The organism is Citrobacter sp. Cpo040, from assembly GCF_030332915.1.
GTDB lineage: Bacteria > Pseudomonadota > Gammaproteobacteria > Enterobacterales > Enterobacteriaceae > Citrobacter > Citrobacter portucalensis.
Genome location: NZ_JAOWGX010000035.1, coordinates 357174 through 377341 on the forward strand (window position 1 = coordinate 357174; position 20168 = coordinate 377341).

Annotated in this window: 19 protein-coding genes; 3 read left to right on the top strand and 16 right to left on the bottom strand. The window is 53.7% G+C overall.

Features of this window, described 5'->3' with window-relative positions; all coding sequences use genetic code 11:
• Position 1 precedes the first annotated feature (1 nt).
• The 6 genes from OGX86_RS14630 to OGX86_RS14655 form a co-directional block, all read right to left on the bottom strand.
• Positions 2-862 carry a PTS system mannose/fructose/sorbose family transporter subunit IID gene (locus OGX86_RS14630; protein ID WP_005121522.1) on the bottom strand — a complete coding sequence of 287 codons (861 nt, stop codon included), beginning with the start codon at positions 860-862 and terminating at the stop codon, positions 2-4.
• Positions 859-1608, bottom strand: a complete 750-nt coding sequence (locus OGX86_RS14635) for a PTS mannose/fructose/sorbose/N-acetylgalactosamine transporter subunit IIC (protein ID WP_003023960.1) — start codon at positions 1606-1608, stop codon at positions 859-861. Before OGX86_RS14635 ends, OGX86_RS14630 begins: the two co-directional genes overlap by 4 nt.
• A 25-nt stretch (positions 1609-1633) precedes the next feature.
• Positions 1634-2119 carry a PTS sugar transporter subunit IIB gene (locus OGX86_RS14640; RefSeq protein ID WP_126317202.1) on the bottom strand — a complete coding sequence of 162 codons (486 nt, stop codon included), beginning with the start codon at positions 2117-2119 and terminating at the stop codon, positions 1634-1636.
• Positions 2120-2131: 12 nt separating this feature from the next.
• Positions 2132-2557 carry a PTS sugar transporter subunit IIA gene (locus tag OGX86_RS14645; RefSeq protein WP_048215255.1) on the bottom strand — a complete coding sequence of 142 codons (426 nt, stop codon included), beginning with the start codon at positions 2555-2557 and terminating at the stop codon, positions 2132-2134.
• Between the two features lie 213 nt (positions 2558-2770).
• Positions 2771-5569 (bottom strand): transcriptional regulator DagR, encoded by a 2799-nt coding sequence (gene dagR / locus OGX86_RS14650; RefSeq protein WP_103014659.1) that lies wholly within the window; start codon positions 5567-5569, stop codon positions 2771-2773.
• A gap of 90 nt (positions 5570-5659) precedes the next feature.
• Positions 5660-6076 (bottom strand): GNAT family N-acetyltransferase, encoded by a 417-nt coding sequence (locus OGX86_RS14655; RefSeq protein ID WP_003827152.1) that lies wholly within the window; start codon positions 6074-6076, stop codon positions 5660-5662.
• A gap of 130 nt (positions 6077-6206) precedes the next feature.
• Here OGX86_RS14655 and OGX86_RS14660 point away from each other — a divergent pair, with 130 nt between their 5' ends.
• Both OGX86_RS14660 and gmuD read left to right on the top strand, forming a co-directional pair.
• On the top strand, positions 6207-6500 hold the full coding sequence (locus OGX86_RS14660) for a YicS family protein (RefSeq protein ID WP_003827149.1): 294 nt from the start codon (positions 6207-6209) through the stop codon (positions 6498-6500).
• Positions 6501-6593: 93 nt separating this feature from the next.
• Entirely contained in the window at positions 6594-7976 is a 1383-nt protein-coding gene (gmuD, locus tag OGX86_RS14665) for a 6-phospho-beta-glucosidase GmuD (protein WP_286640238.1), read from the top strand.
• A 56-nt stretch (positions 7977-8032) separates the two neighbouring features.
• Here the strand turns inward: gmuD and nepI are convergent, their stop codons facing one another.
• The 3 genes from nepI to OGX86_RS14680 all read right to left on the bottom strand — a co-directional run bounded on the left by nepI (position 8033) and on the right by OGX86_RS14680 (position 10435).
• On the bottom strand, positions 8033-9217 hold the full coding sequence (nepI, locus tag OGX86_RS14670) for a purine ribonucleoside efflux pump NepI (protein WP_286640239.1): 1185 nt from the start codon (positions 9215-9217) through the stop codon (positions 8033-8035).
• A gap of 141 nt (positions 9218-9358) precedes the next feature.
• Positions 9359-9883, bottom strand: coding sequence for an SRPBCC domain-containing protein (locus OGX86_RS14675; RefSeq protein ID WP_003827143.1), 525 nt, complete (start codon positions 9881-9883; stop codon positions 9359-9361).
• A gap of 99 nt (positions 9884-9982) precedes the next feature.
• The gene (locus OGX86_RS14680) at positions 9983-10435 is read right to left on the bottom strand and encodes a DUF1198 family protein (protein ID WP_003827141.1); all 453 of its coding nucleotides are present in this window, start codon (positions 10433-10435) and stop codon (positions 9983-9985) included.
• Positions 10436-10540: 105 nt separating this feature from the next.
• Here OGX86_RS14680 and OGX86_RS14685 point away from each other — a divergent pair, with 105 nt between their 5' ends.
• A complete protein-coding gene (locus OGX86_RS14685; protein ID WP_048227350.1) occupies positions 10541-11446 on the top strand; it encodes a LysR family transcriptional regulator in 906 nt (301 codons plus the stop codon).
• Between the two features lie 47 nt (positions 11447-11493).
• Here OGX86_RS14685 and uhpT read toward each other — a convergent pair whose 3' ends face one another.
• The 7 genes from uhpT to rbsK form a co-directional block, all read right to left on the bottom strand.
• Positions 11494-12885: a hexose-6-phosphate:phosphate antiporter UhpT gene (uhpT, locus tag OGX86_RS14690; RefSeq protein WP_048227351.1), complete on the bottom strand. Its 1392-nt coding sequence runs from the start codon at positions 12883-12885 to the stop codon at positions 11494-11496.
• A 142-nt stretch (positions 12886-13027) separates the two neighbouring features.
• Positions 13028-14356, bottom strand: a complete 1329-nt coding sequence (locus OGX86_RS14695; RefSeq protein WP_048237040.1) for an MFS transporter — start codon at positions 14354-14356, stop codon at positions 13028-13030.
• Positions 14357-14365: 9 nt separating this feature from the next.
• On the bottom strand, positions 14366-15868 hold the full coding sequence (gene uhpB, locus OGX86_RS14700; protein ID WP_213785866.1) for a signal transduction histidine-protein kinase/phosphatase UhpB: 1503 nt from the start codon (positions 15866-15868) through the stop codon (positions 14366-14368).
• Positions 15865-16458, bottom strand: coding sequence for a response regulator transcription factor UhpA (gene uhpA, locus OGX86_RS14705; RefSeq protein ID WP_003023923.1), 594 nt, complete (start codon positions 16456-16458; stop codon positions 15865-15867). The genes uhpB and uhpA overlap by 4 nt, the downstream gene beginning before the upstream one ends.
• A 153-nt stretch (positions 16459-16611) precedes the next feature.
• Positions 16612-17625: an aldose 1-epimerase family protein gene (locus OGX86_RS14710; RefSeq protein WP_048215247.1), complete on the bottom strand. Its 1014-nt coding sequence runs from the start codon at positions 17623-17625 to the stop codon at positions 16612-16614.
• Positions 17626-17636: 11 nt separating this feature from the next.
• Positions 17637-18953, bottom strand: a complete 1317-nt coding sequence (fucP, locus tag OGX86_RS14715) for an L-fucose:H+ symporter permease (RefSeq protein ID WP_048227353.1) — start codon at positions 18951-18953, stop codon at positions 17637-17639.
• A gap of 27 nt (positions 18954-18980) precedes the next feature.
• On the bottom strand, positions 18981-19901 hold the full coding sequence (gene rbsK, locus OGX86_RS14720; RefSeq protein WP_003827124.1) for a ribokinase: 921 nt from the start codon (positions 19899-19901) through the stop codon (positions 18981-18983).
• Positions 19902-20168: the final 267 nt, after the last annotated feature.

The following is a 20168-nucleotide window of genomic DNA, read 5'->3' on the forward strand; positions in this document are numbered from 1 at the left end:
CTTACAGTACTCCCAGCAGCGAACAAACCACGCTGAGCGCGACAATCGACAGTAAAATCGTTGTGTAACGCGGTCCTTTCTTCACCAGATAGAAATAGATGGCGAACACCGCCGCCAGCGGCAACAGGCCGGGGGCAATAGAGTCGAGGATTTGCTGGACCACAACTTCAGAGCCTTTCAGGGCGCTAAGTTTTAACGGCGTGGTGATCTTGACGTAGCTTGCAGAAAGCGCGCCCATCATGATCAAACCCAGCACGTTAGCGCCGTAGATAAGTTCCTTTATTCGCCCTCCCTGCAGCAGCCCAATTATCGAGTCACGCCCCAGCGTATAGCCTTTGTGAACCATGCCATAGCTGATTGCCAGCGTAATAGCAGGATAGAGAATTAACGGTACAATTCCGCCCATCGCGCTGCCATTCGCCGCAAACGGGATGAATATAGCAATTAACAGCGGCATCACGGCGGCCCAGATGATGGAGTCCCCCATCCCGGCCAGTGGTCCCATCAACCCGGTTTTAATCCCGGTAATTGAGGCGTCGCTGATCGGCTCGCCGCGGGTTTTCTGTTCCTCCATCGCAATGGAGATCCCCTGAATCACCGCCCCGAACGTCTGCTCCGAGTTAAAGAAGTTCAAATGGCGTTTCAGCGCTTCAACCTGCTCCTCTTTTTGCGGGTAGAGTTTTTTGATGATCGGCGTCATTGAGGCGCAGAAAATAAGGCTTTGCAAACGTTCATAGGAGCTGGAAACTTCCGCGCCTAGCCAGTAGATAAACCAGGCTTTGGTGATGTCTGCTTTGGTCAACGTGCCGCTTTCACGCGCGCGCTCCACCAGTTCATGCTGCATTACATCGCTGCTCATCATGCTGCTCCTTCATTTTTCGCCAGACCTTTAATGAGGAAGGCCACACAGGTACCAAAGATTGCCATCGCCATGATGTCTACCTTCAGGTACAGCACCGCAAAGAAACCGCCGATAAACCATGGCAGCAGGCTCTTTTTACCGATCACCATAATGGTGATGGCGAAGCCCAGCGCCGGCAGAATGCCGCCCATAATTTCAAAGGAGTGCGTCAGCCAATGCGGCATCAGCTTAAGGAAGCTTTCCACAACGTCCTGACCAAAATAGTTGGCGGCGAAGACCACCGGGAAACGCAGTACCAGCCCGAGCAAAGCCGGGTAGAGGAACGCACAGCGCATAATGCCCGCCATGTTTGCCGTTTCCGCATGCTTGTCGGCCATATGTACCCACGCCGCGTTTAGCGTGCGGCGCAACTGGTCGAGGAACACGCCGATAACGCCAAACGGGATCGCCAGTGCGATAGCCAGGTTCGGGTCCATTCCGGCCTTCACGGCGATAGGAATTGAAATGCAGGCAGCCAGCGCCGGATCCGACGGGACGTTGCCGCCTGGCGTGGAGGTCACGCCGAGATAAACCAGCTGCATACCTGCACCGATGATCATCGCCGTTTCCATGTTGCCTAACAGCAGACCAACGAATACGGCAATCACCACTGGCTGTAGCAGCATGGCGGAGAAGGTGTAGCCAAGGCGTAATCGGGCAAACCAGTAATACAACCCCATCAGGCTTGCGAAGACTAAAGTATCCATAATTAAGTACCCTGTTATCAAAGAATTAGAATTTTTTCAGGATATCGTCCAGCGACTGCGGCTTATCTTCCGGGATAGTCTGGAAGAACACCTGAATCCCACGATTTTTCAGGTCGCTCAGAATGCCGACGTCTTTTTCATCCAGCGTAATGTTCTGAAATACCGCTTTGCGGTTTGGCCCTCCGCCCAGCCCACCGACCTGAATGGTGGTGACATCAAAACCCAACTGGACCGCTTCCTGAATCGCCGCCAGAGAGGGGAAAAGCACCAGCACTTTGCCGTCACCAAGCTGATTTTCTTTCCAGGCAGCCGCAAAACTTTGGTTACCAAAGCAATCCACTTTGATGTTCGGCGGCGCTGCCATCAGGTAGATGTTTTTCATAAACGGATCGGCATCCAGCTCATCGCTGACCACCGCAATCCGGTTTGCCTGAGATTGCCCAACCCATTTGGTCACCACTTGTCCATGAATCAGACGGCTATCAATACGACATAAGACGATGTTTGCCATGATGTTTATTCCTTATTGTGATTGTTGTAATTGACGTACGTGGGCAACAACGTCCAGGCAGCTGCTACGCCCGGCCTCGACCAGATCGGCCACGCAGGTGGTCAGTTGGCCATGCTCGCGTTTGTCGAGCGCCTCCAGTAACAAAGAGGCGTTGAGCCCGGAAATCACTGCCACCGGGTAATCGGCACTCAGCCGGGCCGCCACGTTAGACGTGGTGCCGCCAATAAAATCGGTCAGAATCAGTGAGCCTTCCGGCATGGTTTTCACCACGGCTTCGACGCGTTGATAAAACTCGCCGAGCGTATCAACAGGCATCAACGCGATTTCTGTTACGCCTTTGATTTCGCCCATCACCATGCGCAGGCTGTTGCAAAGCTGTTGCCCCCAGCCGCCATGGGTCAGCAGCAGGATCTGGGGCAAGGATTCAGTGGTAGTCAAAATGGCCTCCTGGCTCGATTACATGAGACTTGCAATGCCTGATGGCGCTTTCGCTTATCAGGCCTACGGGAAGTGCTTTTGTAGGCTGGATAAGGCGTTTTATGCCGCCATCCGGCAAACTCATCAAAGTAAGAGCAAAGGCTGTGCCAGAATTTGTGTCACGCGGGGGAATTGTGGGTGTTGGCGGGGCGCAAAGCCCCACCAGACAAGGGATTAGCTATACAACAGTTCGTAGATATAAAAATATTCCGCGTCCGATAACCGAATGGCATAGGCCTCTTCGATCGGCAGAAAAGCGGATTTAATGACACTAAACGCACGAATATCCAGATCCGGCTTGTTCTCCAGCGCCATCTGTAACGGTTTGCGGTTAATCACAATACGCTCGACCATACAGCAGCAATGGATCAGGAAGCGCAGTGTCACCTGACGGCTCGGTTTGAGCGACAGCGCAGCGGTCAGATTATTCAGCACGCCTTCCATCTCTTTCAGAATACGCTGCGGGTTGAGCACCGAAATATGGTTAATGATGCTCTCCATAGTCAACGCGCTGATAAAGCGCATCGCGCTACGCTCCATCTCCAGCCGGCGTTCGCTGCTGGAGAGATCTGGCGTCAGCAGGCTGAGCACCAGCTCAGGGCCTTGCTCAGAGAACAACTCCTCGAGCGAGATAAACGGAATATCCGGCAGTCCTGGCTGGAAAGTACCCACTATGCCCGCCAGACGTTCACTGGCGTTAATCGCCTGCTGAACACGCTCCAGGCTGCGAACTTCGTTGTAATCGAGGATCACCATCCGCGTATCCTGCGACATCAACTCACCGAAGCTCTCTTCCAGCACCTTTTTGATTTTTTCTGCTGTTCCCATCCCTGTAATGCAAGAAATGACCAGCACTTTACCGCTGTTTTCCTGCTGTGGCGTACAGAGCTGACAGGGAATATTTTTGCTCTGCATCAACGCCGCCAGCTGCGGCAAGTCGCTGGTTTCGTAGCTTAAATCCAACCCTATTTCCAGCAGACTGGTGAGCGTGATGTTGGGCATCAGCAGAACGTCTATCTGGAATAATTTGCTGATCGTACTGCCAAAATGGACCAGCGAGCCAATATCCACCATCAGGATCAATCGGCGATACTGCCGGGTTTGGATCATCTGCGTCAGGGCTTCCAGCGTGTCATGCACCGACTGCTCGAAAGGCATATCGATAGCGCTGAACACCTCGCGCTCCAGCACGCGATTCACGTACTGCGCCTGGCTTGTGGCGGTCGTCGCACCGTGGGCAATCAAAATCACCCCGCAGTCCGGACTGGCGTCAATCCGTTGGCGGTAATGACGGCACTCTTTGAGGAACAGGCACAGCCAGACCACCTCCGTCGCCGGACACTGAATATGCAGCAGTTCATTGATTTTTCGGCATAACAGCGTGGCGTTTTCGTATTCATCTTTGCAGCGATCGAGGATCAGGCTGGAAGAATAAAGTTGCGGAATAAGGCCGCGCTGCACGTAGCCAATCAGCGCCAGAAAGTGTTTGCGCAGCGGGTTTACCAGATTTTCCGGCAGCGTAAAACCAAGCACCTGCTCAACGCAGCCGATCAGCAGTGTAACTCGCTCTTCAATCTGATCGCCATAGCGCGGGGGATGCGCCACACTGTCGCGGCTGTAGAGACCATATTCAAAAATCGAGCTGAGTTTGTTTTTGAGGATTGCCAGCGTTTCAGCAGGTGGTACGTTGCTGTTACGCAGGTTGATATATTCCCGGGTCAGGAAGCTGTAAAAGAGATCACTCTCTTCAATTTCGGCTCCGGTGGCCAGCGAATTTTTCAGTGCCGGCAACGTGCGGGCATCGATGCTCAGGTGCTCTTTGCCTTCGAACAGCGCCCCAACCAGCAGACGTTGTTCCGGCGTGGCGTTAAAGGGGATCTCGGTCAGACGTTTATCCAACTGTAGCGTATCGCTGTGCTCCGTCATCCCCGAGGCCCAGGCCTGGGCGCAGAGAAACTGAATGTCGCTCTTGAGCTGACCAATATTGCCTTCCAGCGGCTTGTTCAGCAGCCAGAGCAGCAGGGTACGGTCGATGCTTATCGTACGCTCGATTTTGCGGCTCTCACGCTGTAAGAAACCAACGATCAGCTCAACCTGCTCTTCGACCGAACGCTGGCGAATGCCGGGGAGATCGATACATACCTGAATACGTCGCTGGAAAGTGCGCAGCAACGCCGAACTTACCGGTTCGGTGGTCGCACATATCAGGCGAACCGAGATTGAACGCGCCACGGCGCTTGAACCCAGCGGCCGGTATTCACCTTTATCGAGAATAGAGAACAGCTTTTCCTGACCTTCATACGGCAGACGATGCACTTCATCGAGCAGGAGATAGCCGCCATCAGCCTGTTCGACCAGACCGGGTTTATTCTCGTTTGCACCGGTAAACGCTCCCTGTCGATGACCAAACAGGTGCGATGAGAGCAGCTCCGGGTTATGCGCGTATTCCGCGCAGTTGAAATAGACCAGCGGTGGAGGTGTTCCCGGTGCACGTTCGCAGGCGAAACGGTGCATCAGTTCGGCAAAAAAGGTTTTACCCACGCCGGAGGGACCGGTCAGCAGAACATGTAGCCCGTGGGGATACAGCACCGCCGCGCGGCCTTTTTCCACCGCATCGCGCAGGCTGCGATCGTAACCAATCAGGCTGGAAAAGGGATCGTCTGTCGCCTGGTTTTCCTGAACAGGCAACAGGTCGGCAACGGTTTGCACTTCACGCTCGGACTCATCTAATTTACGCCCCAGCAGCGCTTCAATCGCCTGACGATGCAGAAAGAATACCGGGCGCCCGCGGCTTTTAATCGCCAGGCCGTCGTTCCAGAGCTGATTGAGATCTTTACTGACCGAGTTGCGCGCCAGCCCGAGGTTGAAGCCGATGGCCTCCGCCGTGAACGCCGTTTCCTGCGCCAGATGGGCAAGATTCAGTCCTCGCGTCAGCCGTTCCAGCTCTCCCAGTATTATCTCAATCCGTCTCATCTCTTTACCGCTTAAGAAATAAATGATTGTTCAGAACATACACTATTATGCTGCGCAAGAAAGTGAGGCGGCATCCAGACCTTCCGGTCATCAAAACGTTTTCGACAAATAATGGCGCGCGGAACCGGTTTCCGGGAAGTTATCGAGGGTCATTTGCAGCTGATAGCCGTTTTTCTGATAAAACGGCAGCGCCTGGAAACTCATGGTATCCACCAGCGCATGCAGGCATCCTCTCTCACGCGCCGTCTGTTCTGCGGCCTGCATCAATTTTGTGCCGTAACCACCTTTACGCAGCGAGTCATGCATCCACAGAAAATCAATGCACAGCCATTCGCCTTTGATTTTGCCGATCAGCCCACCCAGAATGTCATTGCGCTCATCGCGCCAATACACAGCCAGGTCGCCAAAATTGGTGGTTCTGAGAAACTGCCGGTTGTAAGCGCGCAATCCGGCAAGCAGGGCATTTTGATCGTCTTCGGTAATCGTATCTGTAATCTGTATTTGCATCCTATCCTCCTGAAATAACTACAACTTCTGGCTGATTTATTTTTAGACATTAACACAGGGTGATGAGTGAGTCGTATGCCGTCTACACTTACTCTTGAGATGATGCGCATAGACAACAAGGATTATTATCATGAAACGAGTCATTTTTCCGATTATTGCCGTCCTTTTCACGCTACCCGGTCTGGCGCAAGCCGACTCGGCTTATGGCAGTCTGCAGGCTGTACACGAAAAGAATACTGTTATGAAGGATTTGCGTAAGATTTGCACCCCGCAAGGGTCGCCATCTGATGAGGTGTGGGAAAAAACGATTATGGCTGATACGCGTAATCAGCAGCACATCCGCGAAGCCATTCTGGCAATTCAAAGAAACAATCAAAACAACTACTGGGAAGCGCTTGGCAAAGTTGAATGCCCGGATTTATAGCCATTATGTTGTAAAATGAGCACTGTAACCGGTTTCTGTATCGTAAAAACACGTATTGTTGCCAGAACAGATAAATAGCAATGGAGCAACAATATGCGATACCGTTTTCCTGAAAACTTCTGGTGGGGCAGTGCCTGCTCGGCGCTACAAACCGAAGGAGATAGCCTGAACGGCGGCAAAAGCCAGACCACGTGGGATGTGTGGTTCGACCGCCAGCCAGGTCGTTTCCATCAGGGGGTTGGCCCGGCGAACACCTCAGGCTTTTATCAGCACTGGAAACAGGACATCGCACTGCTCAAACAGCTGAAACACAACAGCTTCCGTACATCTCTGAGCTGGTCACGCCTGATCCCGGACGGCACCGGTGAGGTTAATCCTGAGGCCGTCGATTTCTATAATAACGTCATCGACGAGCTGCTGGCGCAAGGCATAACGCCATTTATCACTCTGTTCCACTTCGACATGCCGATGGGGATGCAGGAAAAAGGCGGCTGGGAAAACCGTGAAGTGGTCGAGGCGTTTGGCCACTACGCACAGACGTGTTTCAAATTGTTCGGCAACCGCGTTAAGCACTGGTTCACCTTCAACGAGCCGATTGTTCCGGTAGAAGGTGGTTATTTGTATGACTTCCATTACCCTAACGTGGTGGATTTCAAACGTGCGGCCACCGTGGCGTACCATACCGTGCTGGCGCATGCGACGGCGGTGCGGGCGTATCGTGATGCAAACCATGACGGTGAAATTGGCGTGGTATTAAACCTGACGCCTTCGTATCCGCGCTCGCAGCATCCGGCAGATGTCAAAGCCGCGCACCATGCGGATCTGCTGTTTAATCGCAGCTTCCTCGACCCGGTACTGAAAGGGGAATATCCGGCGGATCTGGTGGCATTGCTGAAAGAGTACGATCAGCTTCCGGCCTGCCAGCCAGGCGATGCGCAGTTGATCGCCGACGGCAAAATCGACCTGCTGGGGATTAACTATTATCAGCCGCGTCGTGTGAAATGCCGCGATACGGCAGTCAATCCGAATGCGCCATTTATGCCGGAGTGGCTGTTTGATTACTACGAAATGCCGGGACGTAAAATGAACCCTTACCGCGGCTGGGAAATTTATGAGCCGGGTATTTACGATATTATTACCAATCTTCGCGATAATTACGGTAACCCACGCTGCTTTATTTCAGAAAACGGTATGGGCGTAGAAAACGAACAGCGCTTTATTCAGGAAGGGCAAATTAACGACAGCTACCGTATCGAATTTGTTGCTGAGCATCTGAAATGGCTACATAAAGGCATTAGCGAAGGCTGTCATTGTCTTGGCTACCATATGTGGACCTTTATTGATAACTGGTCATGGCTCAACGGCTATAAAAACCGCTACGGTTTTGTCCAGCTGGATTTAGAAACGCAAAAGCGCACAGTGAAAAAGAGCGGCGAATGGTTTGCCCATACCGCCGAAAATAATGGTTTTAATTGATTAAGTTGCCGGATGACAGTGTTGACTGAAAACGATGCGCCATCCGGCAACTGTTTTCACTGAATCCTGACCTTCATCGTAACCAAAAGCGCCGTCAGCAGCATCAGGCTGCCGGAAAGCATCAGGGGCGACAGCAGTCCGAGGTTATCGAGCGCATAGCCTCCCACCGCAGCCCCGCAGGTATTGGCAAGCTGGATCACGGCGACCTGGACGGATCCGGCTTTTTCTGCCTGATCGGCAAGCGAACGGGTGATCCACGTCGACCAGCCGACCGGTACCAGCGCAAACAACAGCCCCCAAATAATCGCAATACCCGCCGCGACCACTTTGTCGCTGCCCCATAGGATCAGGACCAGCGCACTGAGCGCCAGCACCAGTGGCGCACCGGCTAACGCCAGTTTGACCGAACGCTTCAAAATCATCGACGAGAACGACGTACCAACGAAACTGGCAATACCGAAGCTCAGCAGCACCAGCGTCAGGCCATCAACGTCAAAGCCCGCCAGATTCATATAGATCGGGCGAATATAGGTAAAGAAGGCGAACTGACCAGCAAAGGACATGAAGATGGCAATCATCCCGGCCATCACCCCAGGACGCTGCAACAGGCTGAACATGTTTTGTTTCTGATGCGAAGGTTCACCAGGCAGCGAAGGCAACGCTCTCACCACCCAAATCGTGCACAGCACGCCCATTACCGCCGCCGCATTAAACACGTTGCGCCAGCCGATAATGCCGCCCAAAAAGCTCCCCAGCGGCGCGGCAATTACCAGCGCGATGGAGACCGCGCCAAAAATAACCGACAGCGCTTTCGGCACCGTACGTGCAGGAACCAGACGCATGCTCAGCGACGCCGACATCGCCCAGAAGCCGCCAAGCGCCAGACCGAGGCAGGCGCGGCCAACGAGCAGCAGCGAAAAAGAATTGGCAAAGGAAACCAGCAGACAGGAAAGCGTCAGCAGAATCGAAAACAGAATCACCACATAGCGACGATCGGTCGCCTGGATAATTTGCGTCACAAACAGGCTGGCAAACATGGCGACAAACGCCGTCACGGTCACTGATTGTCCGGCAACGCCTTCCGAAATGCCCAGATCCTGCGCCATCGGCGTTAACAGGCTAACGGGGAGAAATTCAACGGTTATCAGGCAGGCAACACAGAACGCCACGGCAAATACCGCCGACCAGTTAGGTCGGGAATTTGCCTCAGCGCGGGATTTTTGTTCAACAGCTTCACTCATTTTGTTACCTGCGTGGGGTTATTGTAGAAAAGTTACGCAGTGTAACATTAAATTTGTGACGTAATTAACGTTTTGACAACTATTCACCAGAGATCGGCTGCGCCTTATCCGGCCCAGGACAGAGAGCCCTTTCTGGCTCAATTAAGCGTCACGCGCAGCCCGGGCCAGGCCGGTTATCCACTCCTGGTGACCGTTGATCATCGGATTGGGCAGCGTACGTGCCAGTTCTTGTGCCGGAACACCAATTTGTGATTCCTGGGTCAGAATACGTACGCGCCCGCCGGGTAAATCCTCAAAGAGCCAGGCGTGGATCACATCCAGACGTGTAGTGGCATCGCCTTCCGCCCAGCCATGCCAGGCAACACGCGCGGCCTGGCCGTCAACCGGCGGCACATACTCGGTGATTTGCGCTTCGATGGGGAAACCAAAAGTCGTAAAACGAAAACGGGCATCCATGCTTAACAATGGACCGGAACCGTCGTGAAAACGGATATCCGCCACGTTGCTGTAATACGTCGGCCAGCGCGTTGTGTCATTAAGCTGTGCCCAGACGGCACGGGCGCTCAGTCCGGCAACGATAATTTCATTTGAAGCAAAGTTATCAGTCGTCCCCGGCAGATACGCTGCAGGCCAGATAATTGCACGTTGTTGAGTCGCTTGATTCATGATGTACCTCGTTGTGTGAGTTAACGAGGTACATCATGCTTTCGCGTAAGATATAAAGATAATGACGATTCAAAATAGTCGTCATCATAAATTTTGATATCAGTGCAGCCAGTGCACGCCATCCTCGGGCTGGAAAAAGGCGTTATAGCGCATCTGGAACGCATTAAGCTCCTGCATATCCGGCTCCATCTCGCGCAGAAAACCGAGCGCCAGACGCACCTGCGCGTCGGTAATCGGTGCAGCCAGCCGGGCTTTTTGCAGCCAGCGGTGCCATTGCAGCAAGTTCTGCTCACTGCCGTCGACAATAACGATTTGCCAGATCAACAGCACCTGGGCGGCATTTTGTAGATGCGATTCATCAGGACGGTGGAGGTACTGTAAAAAAGCCTCACCCTGTACTTTTCCCATCTGATCGATCATCGATTCTACCGGCACGACATCAATGTTCAGCCGCTCGCTCAGACGGCGAATTGCCCGCCGCGACCCGGACGTTAGCACCCGAAATCCCACCACAAAAACAACCACCAGCGTGGCCAGCATTATCCAAATCATGCGCACATCCATTACCAGACAGGACGCCCATCATAGCGGCAAATTCACCTCTGTCGACGACTGAACGTGTCATAATGTGACTTATCGAACTCGCAGGCAGACATCATGAAATCTGATATCAGAACGCTCGATCTCAATCTGTTAAAAACGCTGGATGCCCTGCTGGATGAACGCAGCGTAACCCGGGCGGCGCAGCGGCTGTCGCTCACCCAGCCTGCGGTAAGCGGTATGCTCAACCGCCTGCGCGACTATTTTGACGATCCGCTGTTTAGTCGCACACCGCATGGCATTGTTCCGACGCTGCGTGCCCAACAGTTGGCCGCCCCGGTCAAACAGATCCTCAGCGATATCGATATCCTGCTTAAACCGACACAATTTGACCCGCTCACCGCAGCGCTCACCTTTACCGTCGCCGCTACGGATTACGCGCTCAAAGCGGTTATCGTGCCATTTATTGCCGCGCTTCGCGTGCGCGCACCGGGCATTCGTGTACGAGTGATCCCGGTTGAGCCAGTGCTGCTCACCACACAGTTTGAGCAGGGGAAAATCGACCTGGCGTTGCTGACGCCGGATTCCACGCCCGACAACCTGCATAGCCGGGCGTTATATGATGAAGAGTACGTTTGTCTCATGCGTCATGCGCATCCTGATGCGGGGCAACCGCTGACGCTCGATCGCTTCTGCGCGCTGGAGCATGTGCTGGTTTCTTATGAGGGTGAAAGTTTCTGGGGCGTCACCGATGAGGCACTGGCAAGCGTCGGACGCCAACGGCAGATTGGTTTGTCGGTTAGCAGCTTCCTGGTATTGCCGGACATCCTCGCCATCAGCGATATGATTGCCGTTGTTCCTGCCCGTCTGGCGTATGACGACACCCGTATGCACGTTTTACCGCCCCCGCTGCCCATAACCGGTTTTACAAAAAGCATGGCCTGGCATGAACGCACGCATCGCGATGCCGCTCATCAGTGGCTGCGCAATCTGGTACATGAAACCAGCCAGTTTAGAGCATAAAAAAGCCCGCCATTAAGGCGGGCAAAAGTTACCAATGCACACTTAACTTAAGCTACTTTCAATTGTTGAATCTTTTTCTCGCGGCGAATTTTACGTTCTTCAAACACAGCCACGATGGCCATCAAACAGATACAACCGATAGCGGCAGCATCCAGCGCGGCGAAAGTGCCTGCCCAGCCGGTCAGCCCGAAAATCGGCGTGCCGTCGGCAATCATCCCCAAACCGAGCTTGGCGAAGCTGTCACCAATCAGATAAGCGAAAGTGCCTTTAATCCCATCGGCTGCGCCGATCGCTTTTTTCGGCACAAACCCGACTGCCGCAACGCCGATTAACAGCTGTGGGCCAAACACCAGGAAGCCCAGCGCAAACAGCGAAGCCAGATAAACGTACTGGTTGCTGGCGTGCTGATAAACGCCCAGGGTGGCGATAATCAACGCCAGCGCTACACAGGCCACCAGCGCACGACGACCGTTCGCCAGGTCAGAGAGCCAACCCCACAGCAGCGTACCGACCAACGCGCCCACTTCGAACAGGGTAAAGCCCTGAATCGCCACTTCTTTGGAAAGCTTCAGCTCCTGGAAGGCGTAGACTGTGGACCACTGGTCGATACCGATACGCACTACGTACAGGAAGATGTTCGAGAAACATAACAGCCAGATCACTTTGTTTTTCAGCACGTACTCAACAAAGATCTGCCATTTGGTCATCTCGTTTTCTTCGGTCTCTTTGTCTTCTTCGCTGATCTCCTCACCGAACAGCTCTTCAGCTTTACCGAGGCCATAAGATTCCGGGGAGTCGCTGCCGTAGCGCAGGCCGATAAAGCCGACAATCAGAGCAATAATCGACGGGAAGATAAACATACCGATGACGTGACCGTCGAACAGATAGTTAGCGCCAAACAGCGCCACGCCCGCCGCACCCGCACCGCCGAGGTTGTGGGAGATATTCCACATGCCGAGGTAAGAACCCCGTTTGCGACGCGGCGTCCATTTAGTAATGGTGGAATAGCTACATGAGCCGCCAGTACTCTGGAAGAAACCGCTCAGCGCGTAGAAGGCGATCATCAAAAACAGGCTGGTTGAACCCGCGCCCATGCTGGCGCTGAAGCCAAGCATACAGATGGCAGAGAGGATCAGCATAAACGGCAGGAACTGCTTGGTGTTTTTGCCGTCCGCGTAGTAGGAAACCAGCGTTTTACCCACGCCGTAGGTGATGGAAAAGCCCAGGCCAATCATCCCCAGCTGCGTCATGCTCAGCCCGTAGGTGGAGATCATGTCGTTCTGCGCGATGTTGAAGTTTTTGCGGATCAGGTACATGGTCAGGTAGCCGATAAAGACCACCAGATAGGACTGCATGAACGGTTTGAACCACATTTTGCGCCGCACATCGAGCGGCAGATCCAGGGTCGGCTTGCGCACCTGGTTTAGAAAGGCCAGCATTTGACACTCCCGAGCTAATTTTTATACCTGCGAATGGCAGGCATTGTAAAAATCAGCCGGAAGACGCGCCTGAGACAGCGTCCAGGTGAAACCGGGAAAATTTCTTAGTTTTGCTCCACTCGGGACAAAAAGGTGAGGTACATCACGCTTCGTTGAGTTCGCGCGGAGCCTGGGCATTTAAAAACGGCAGCAGCAGCAGCGCGGAAATTCCCGCCGCAATAGCGATCACCACAAAGAATCCGGTCCAGTGCCAGACCTCCATCACCTTCGCCAGCGGCCAGCCGGAGAGCGATGCCCCCAGATAAGCAAACAGCCCGACAAATCCGGTTGCCGCGCCCGCCGCCTCTTTGTGCGAACACTCCGCCGCTGCCATGCCGATCAGCATCTGCGGGCCGAAGACGAAGAATCCGGTGGTGAAGAAGCACGCGGCCTGCATCACATAGCTGGCGAACGGCATCAGCCACAGCGAGCCAACGGAGAGCAAAATTCCGGCGGCGAAAATCAGGTTCATTGGACCGCGGTTGCCGTTAAACAGCTTGTCCGAACCCCAACCCGCCACCAGCGCGCCAACAAATCCGCCCAGCTCAAACATGGTCACGGCGGTATTGGCGGTCACCAGATCCACGCCGAGGGTCTCCGACATGTACAGATTGCCCCAGTCGTTAATCGCGGCACGGACCACGTACACCAGCACATAACACAGTGACAGCAGCCAGATATAAGGATTCAGCAGCACATAGCGGGTGAGGATCTCTTTGCGGCTCAGCCCAGCACCTTCCTGCTGTTGGGCAATTTCCAGTTCATCATGCCGCCAGTCGCCAATTGGCGGCAGACCAATCGCCTGCGGCCTGTCGCGCAGCCGCCAGCAGAGAAAAATCCCCACCACAATCGCCAGCAGCCCGGCGATCATCATCCCGGCGCGCCAGCCGTAGTGCAGCGCTGTCGCCGCCATCACGATAGGGATCAGCGCCCCGCCGACGTTGTGTGCGGTGTTCCACAGCGCCCACCAGCCGCCGCGTTCAGTACGCGAATACCACGCGGTCAATAAACGTGCGCAGACCGGCGATCCCCAGCCCTGGAAAAAGGCGTTCAGCGCCCACAGCACCGCAAAGGCCCATAGCGAGGTGGAGAATCCAAACAGAATGTTTACCACGCCGGTGGCAATCAGTCCGATACCCATAAAATAGCGGGCGTTCGAACGGTCGCTGACGATACCGGAGACAAACTTCGACAGGCCGTAGGTGATGTAAAACAGCGTCGCCAGCAGCCCAATGTCGCTGCGAGTCAGCACGCCGCTGGTGAGGATATCCGGTACGGCGGCATTGAAGCTCTTGCGTGTGAAATAGAACAGCGCGTAGCCGAGCCAGATGGTGGTCAGGATATGCCGCCGCCAGTAGCGGTAGAGAGCATCCACTTCACGCTTATCAGTAATGAGCGGCGCACTGGCCGGAGCTTTTAAAAATGAAAACATGACCGCGCCTTACACATATCGCTGGGGTAACGACACGCTGACCCGCGTGCCGTGCGTACAGGAAATCGAGAGCGATCCGCCGAGGGCGCTAATCCGTTCACGCATCCCAGTGAGGCCAAATCCCTGTTGATTCGACCCAGGCGGCAGGCCGCTGCCGTCGTCCTCAATCACCAGCATTAGCCGTTCATCCTGTTGCCAGCCCTGAAGCGTCACCGCGCTGGCGTTGGCGTGCTTAACGATATTGTTCAGCCCTTCCTGACAGACGCGAAACAGCGTCACCCGCTGGCTTTCGCTAAGTGCAGATTCGTCAATTCGCCAGTCGAGATGGCTGACGATGCCACGGCTTTCCAGCTCCATTTCGCGCATCAATGAGCGGATGGCCTGCTCCAGCGTGAGATCGTCCAGCTGGCGCGGTCGCAGGCGGCCTAACAGGCGACGCACCGAATCGTACACGCCGAGAGAAAGTTGTTCGATGTGCGCCCCGCTGCGCTTCACCCCTGCGTTTTCCGGCGCCAGGCGCTGGACAATACCCGCCTGAGTGCGAATGGCGGTGATGGTCTGGCCGATATCATCGTGCAGTTCGCGCGCCACATCCCGGCGCACGCTCTCTTCGGTTTCCAGCAGGCGTTCCGCCAGACGATGGTTGCGTGCTAATTCATTTTGCAGCGACTGGTTAAGTTCGCGCAGACGCTGAATACCCGCACCGAGCAGCAGCCCGGTCAGACTTTGCACCAGCAGCGAGAGCAACAGATCGACGGGATAATCGTGCCAGGTCTGGCTGGCAATCAGCGCGATGGCGTTCATCAGCGTCGCAATCAGTGCCCCTTGCCAGCCGTAGTGCCAGGCCAGCGCAATGATCGGCAACGCGAGGCAAAACGGCGTGAAGCGCGAAAGTTCGGCGGGTAAACCGAGCTGTAGCCACAGGCTGACGCTAAACAGCAGCAGGTACCAGACCAGATGCCGCCCGCGCCAGTTCACCGGCTGCGACACCACCGCCGGGCCCAGCGGCAGCCAGGTCGTGCTGGTCAGATAGTGCCAGAACACCAGGCAGATCGGCGCCAGCGTTAATCCGCCGGTGAGCGTCAGCAACAGCGCGTTCCACGCCTCTTCACCTTGCCCAAGCCAGGGCAGCGATTGCAGCAGCGCCGCCGCCGTGAGCGCCGCGCCCTGCAACAGCAGCGTGCGCCAGTCGCGCTGATGGCGGTATCGCGAAATCAACATCACCGGGAGTAACGTGAGGAAGCTGCCGATCATCAAAAGTGGTAAATGGACCAGCGCCACTTCCTGCGCCAGCCAGAAAAGAAGCAGCCATTCCGCGCCCAGCAGCACCGGCCAGTAGCCGCGCGGACATTGCAGCATCAACCCCAGACGCAGGCCAAACGGAAACAGCAGTACCGCCAGCTCCGGGCGCTCAACCAGATGCAGGCTGATGCTCCACAGGCAAAACCACGCAGCAGAGAAGATAAAGAAGCAGGCAACAACGGTGATTAACCGGGAACAGAACGTGTTCATTGCCAGCCGTCAAACATCCGGCGGGCCAGTTCGACGTCGTTGCTGACGCCCAGCTTTTCCATCAGGTTAGCGCGATGCACGTGCACCGTTTTCGGCGACAGACCCAGTTCAGCGGCAATCTCTTTGACCGCCATACCTTGCGCCAGTTTTTCCGCCACCTGACGTTCGCGTTTGGTGAGCGGATCCTGACGACCGGCAGCCAGTTTGACGGCGATGTCCGGCGTCAGGTAACAGCCGCCGGTCGCTACGGTATGCACCGCCGCGATCAGCTCATCCGGGCTACAACGTTTAGAAAGGAAACCACGCGCGCCCGCGTTGAGCGCCTGCTCCACCAGCGCCGGGCTGTCATGTACAGAGAGCATGATAATCGCCATTCCTTTTGGCAACTGGCTTAACAGTTCAAGACCGGAGATATCAGGCATCGAGATGTCGCAGATACACACCTGCACGCCGCGTCCCGGTAATCCCGCCAGCGCCTCACTGCCTGAGCCAAACTCAGCGACCACCTGCAAATCAGGTTCCAGCCCCAGCAGTTGGGCAAAGCCGGAGCGGACGATGAGGTGGTCGTCAATAAGGGCAACGGTAATCATGGGTTCATCCTGGCGCTAAGGCATGCCTGATGGCGCTACGCTTATCAGGCCTACGGGCGGGTGCCGTTGTAGGCCGGATAAGGCATTAATGCCGCCACCCAGCAAAAGCGCTTACCTTAACGATAAGTGCTTTGGTGTTCAAGCCTTGAGCGATCAGGCTATGCCAGTTGTGACTGTAAATGTCCGGGTGTGCTGCGGTTCTATTTCAATCAAGGTGCCATTGCGTTGTGCTGCCAGGAATCCTTCAGGTCGACAGGTTGCAGGCAAGGCGAATGCCGCAACCTGCTGATCGCCGTTATAGAGGATCCAACGCGTCACATAATTCAGCTCCGTGCTGGAGAAACGCGTAACGAACGTGGTGCCATCAGGCGCGATCATGCTAAATTCTGGCTTATCGGTGTACCTGTCCAGTTGGTCAGCAAAGAAGACAATTTCCGGATCGTAAAAATGCGGTTCATTGAGCCGCGCCAGAGAAGCCTCGCCCTGAACAATCCGCTGATTAAACGCCAGCCACTGCTCAGTCGGCTTAACATGCGCGGGTATCGACTCACGCAGCTTCATGGCCTCATCCGGAATATTCTGGCTGAAGGTAGCTTCCGGTACGTAGGCATAGTTCATATGGCACATGTACTGCAACGGCATTGCCACTGAGGCGAGGTTGGTAACCGCCATCTGAATATCAAACAGCGCGCTCGCTTTGTGCATTACCACCGCAGGATGCGCCTGATAATGATGACCGAACCCCATCACATACTCATAGCGTCCAGCCACGCGCAAATTCTCACCCTCCAGCTCCAGCCAGGCTTCATCCATCGCGGCACAAGCCATTTCACCGTGCAAAGGATGTGAATCCTCTGGTGATGGGCAGCCATTTGCCAACAGACCTGAGTGGAAGGCAAAACAGCCGTAGGTCGCCACCACTTCCGCCGCCGGTTTCGGCTGACTGAACATGTTGCGCATGGTCAGGTCATGGCCATCAAACTGAGCATCCCAGATCATCTGCCCCATCCAGGGCAGAATAACCAGATGTCCACGACTGTTTTCTACCTTCAGCCCTTCCACTCCGCTGGCGTAACGAAATGCGGTAACCGTAAAGTCGTTATTCTTCAGTAAGATTCGCGGATGCTCTGCAAAGAGTTCTCGCCACAGCGTTATACGTGTTGTCATGATCGCTCTCCTCAGGAAACGGTCGCTTCAGCCAGGTTGTTGCGCACTTTGCTTTCACGCCAGAAGTAGATCCCGACGTACACGAAACAGAGCATGGAAACCAGGAACGAGAGTTGCAATGAATGGAACATATCGGCCACATAGCCCTGAATCGCAGGAACCACCGCCGCACCGACAATCGCCATGACAATGACAGCACCTGCCATTTCGGTATGTTCGTTATCCACGGTATCAAGCGTACCAGCATAGATTGTCGCCCAGCAGGGTCCAAACAGGACACTCACCAGCACTGCGACATACACAGCGCTGAAGCTTGGCGCCAGTGCAACATAGACGAGGAACAGCGCACCAATAATGGAATAGAGAATCAGCACTTTTTCCGGATTGAAGCGCGTCATCAAAATGTTGGCGATAAACTTGCCGATAAAGAAGCAGGCGAAGCTATAGACCATGAAGGTTGAGGCGTCGCGCTCGTTGATATCACCTAATTCCAGTGCCAGACGGATGGTGAATGACCACACCGCGACCTGCATCCCCACATAAAGAAATTGCGCCACAATTCCACGACGGAAACGGGCATTGCTGGCCAGATAACGCAGTGTATCCATCGCTGACGGGCGTTTATGACTCGTGGTTTGCGCGACTTTACAGGTCGGGAAGCGAGTCAGGAGGAATAACACCATCACCACAACCAGTACCATAATCATGTACTTGTATGGCTCAAGGGTATTTTCCAGCATCAACACTTTAAAGTTATGGATCTGCTCAGCGTTCATCCCGGCCATCTGTTTTTCCAGGCTTTCGCCTTCAGAGAAGACCAGATATTTACCTAGCAGAATGCCAGCAGCCGCACCAATAGGATAAAAAGTCTGACTGATGTTCAGGCGTAAAGTGGCATACGCTTTTGGGCCGATCATTGAGCTGTAGGTGTTGGCTGCTGTTTCCAGGAAGCTCAGACCAATCGCAATCGCGAAAATCGCCGCAAGGAACATGGTGTAGGTGGCCATGTGCGATGCCGGGAAAAAGAGCATACACCCAACGATATAAAGGGTCAGCCCCATTAAGATGGCGACTTTATAACTGGTCTTTTTAATCACCAGAGATGCTGGAATCGCAATTAAAAAATAACCGCCATAAAAGGCACTCTGAACTAATGCCGAGGCAAAGTTGCTGAGTGAAAATACGCTTTTAAATTGCGTAATCAGAATATCATTTAATGCGGCTGCGCATCCCCATAACGGGAATAAACAGGATAACAAAATAAACTGGAACAGAGGGGTCTTATTCAAATAGCCGTCAGGCATCTGAATGATGTTTTTATCGTTCATAGTGCTACCTTTTACAGTGCAGGAGTATTATTCGTTTAAGGTAAGAAACTCATTAAATTGTTCGATGCTTGGATAAGATGATTGAGTGCCTTTCCCGGTAACGCTGAAAGCAGCGAAGAGAGCGGCTTTTTTCATGGCGGCTTCCACATCACCGCTTTGAACGTAATAGTGAGCAAAACAACCGATGAAAGCGTCGCCTGCACCACTGGTATCGACAGCGTTCACTTTAAACGCTGGAACATGGACTTCCTGGTCACGCGTCATCCACAGCGCACCTTTCTCACCCATGGTGACGATAATATTGTTCAGACCTTTATCAACCAGAGAACGTGCCGCTGCGCGAATATGGTCATAAGTATCCACTGGCATACCGGTTAATATTTCCAACTCGGTTTCATTCGGCACAAAAAAATCACATTTACAGGCATAAGACATATCTAATTCCCGTAATGCAGGGGCGGGATTTAGTAACACTTCAATACCGTGTTTTTTGCCAAATTCAATCGCGTGATAAACAGTTTCCAGCTGCACTTCCAGTTGCAGGACAATAAGCTGACATTTTTTCAGATCTTCCGCCGCACGATCGATATCTTCCGGGGAGAGAAATTTGTTCGCTCCTTTAATAATCAGAATACTGTTGCTGGAGTTGGCATTAACAAAGATCGGTGCGACACCGCTGCTGGTGCAGGGTACCTTTTCGACATAGGTGGTATTAATTCCCCAGGATTCGAGATTGCGAATAGTGTTATCCGCAAAAATATCATCACCGACTTTTGTCAGCATCAGCACTTTGGAATTGAGCTTAGCGGCCGCAACGGCCTGATTTGCGCCTTTGCCCCCGCAGCCAATTTTGAACGCCGGTGCTTCCAGCGTTTCCCCTTCTTTGGGCATCTGGTTGATGTAGGTGATGAGATCCACCATGTTGGAGCCAATAACCGCGATATCCATTTTACTACCTCTCAGAAACAATCACACAACAATGATATTAAAATAACATTATCATGTTACTTTCGTATCATTTGTGACTAGGATCGCGATTGGAAGATCATTTTATTGTTTATTTATTGCACTAACTGTTACACCCACATCACAATACAAATGATGAAGTTGCTTACAATTGACTGAAAATTAACTGGTTATAATCAATAAAACGTGAAAAAACACGCTTTTATTTCCGGATAGTCAGACGTATAGTAATGCGGCAATGTCATGTTC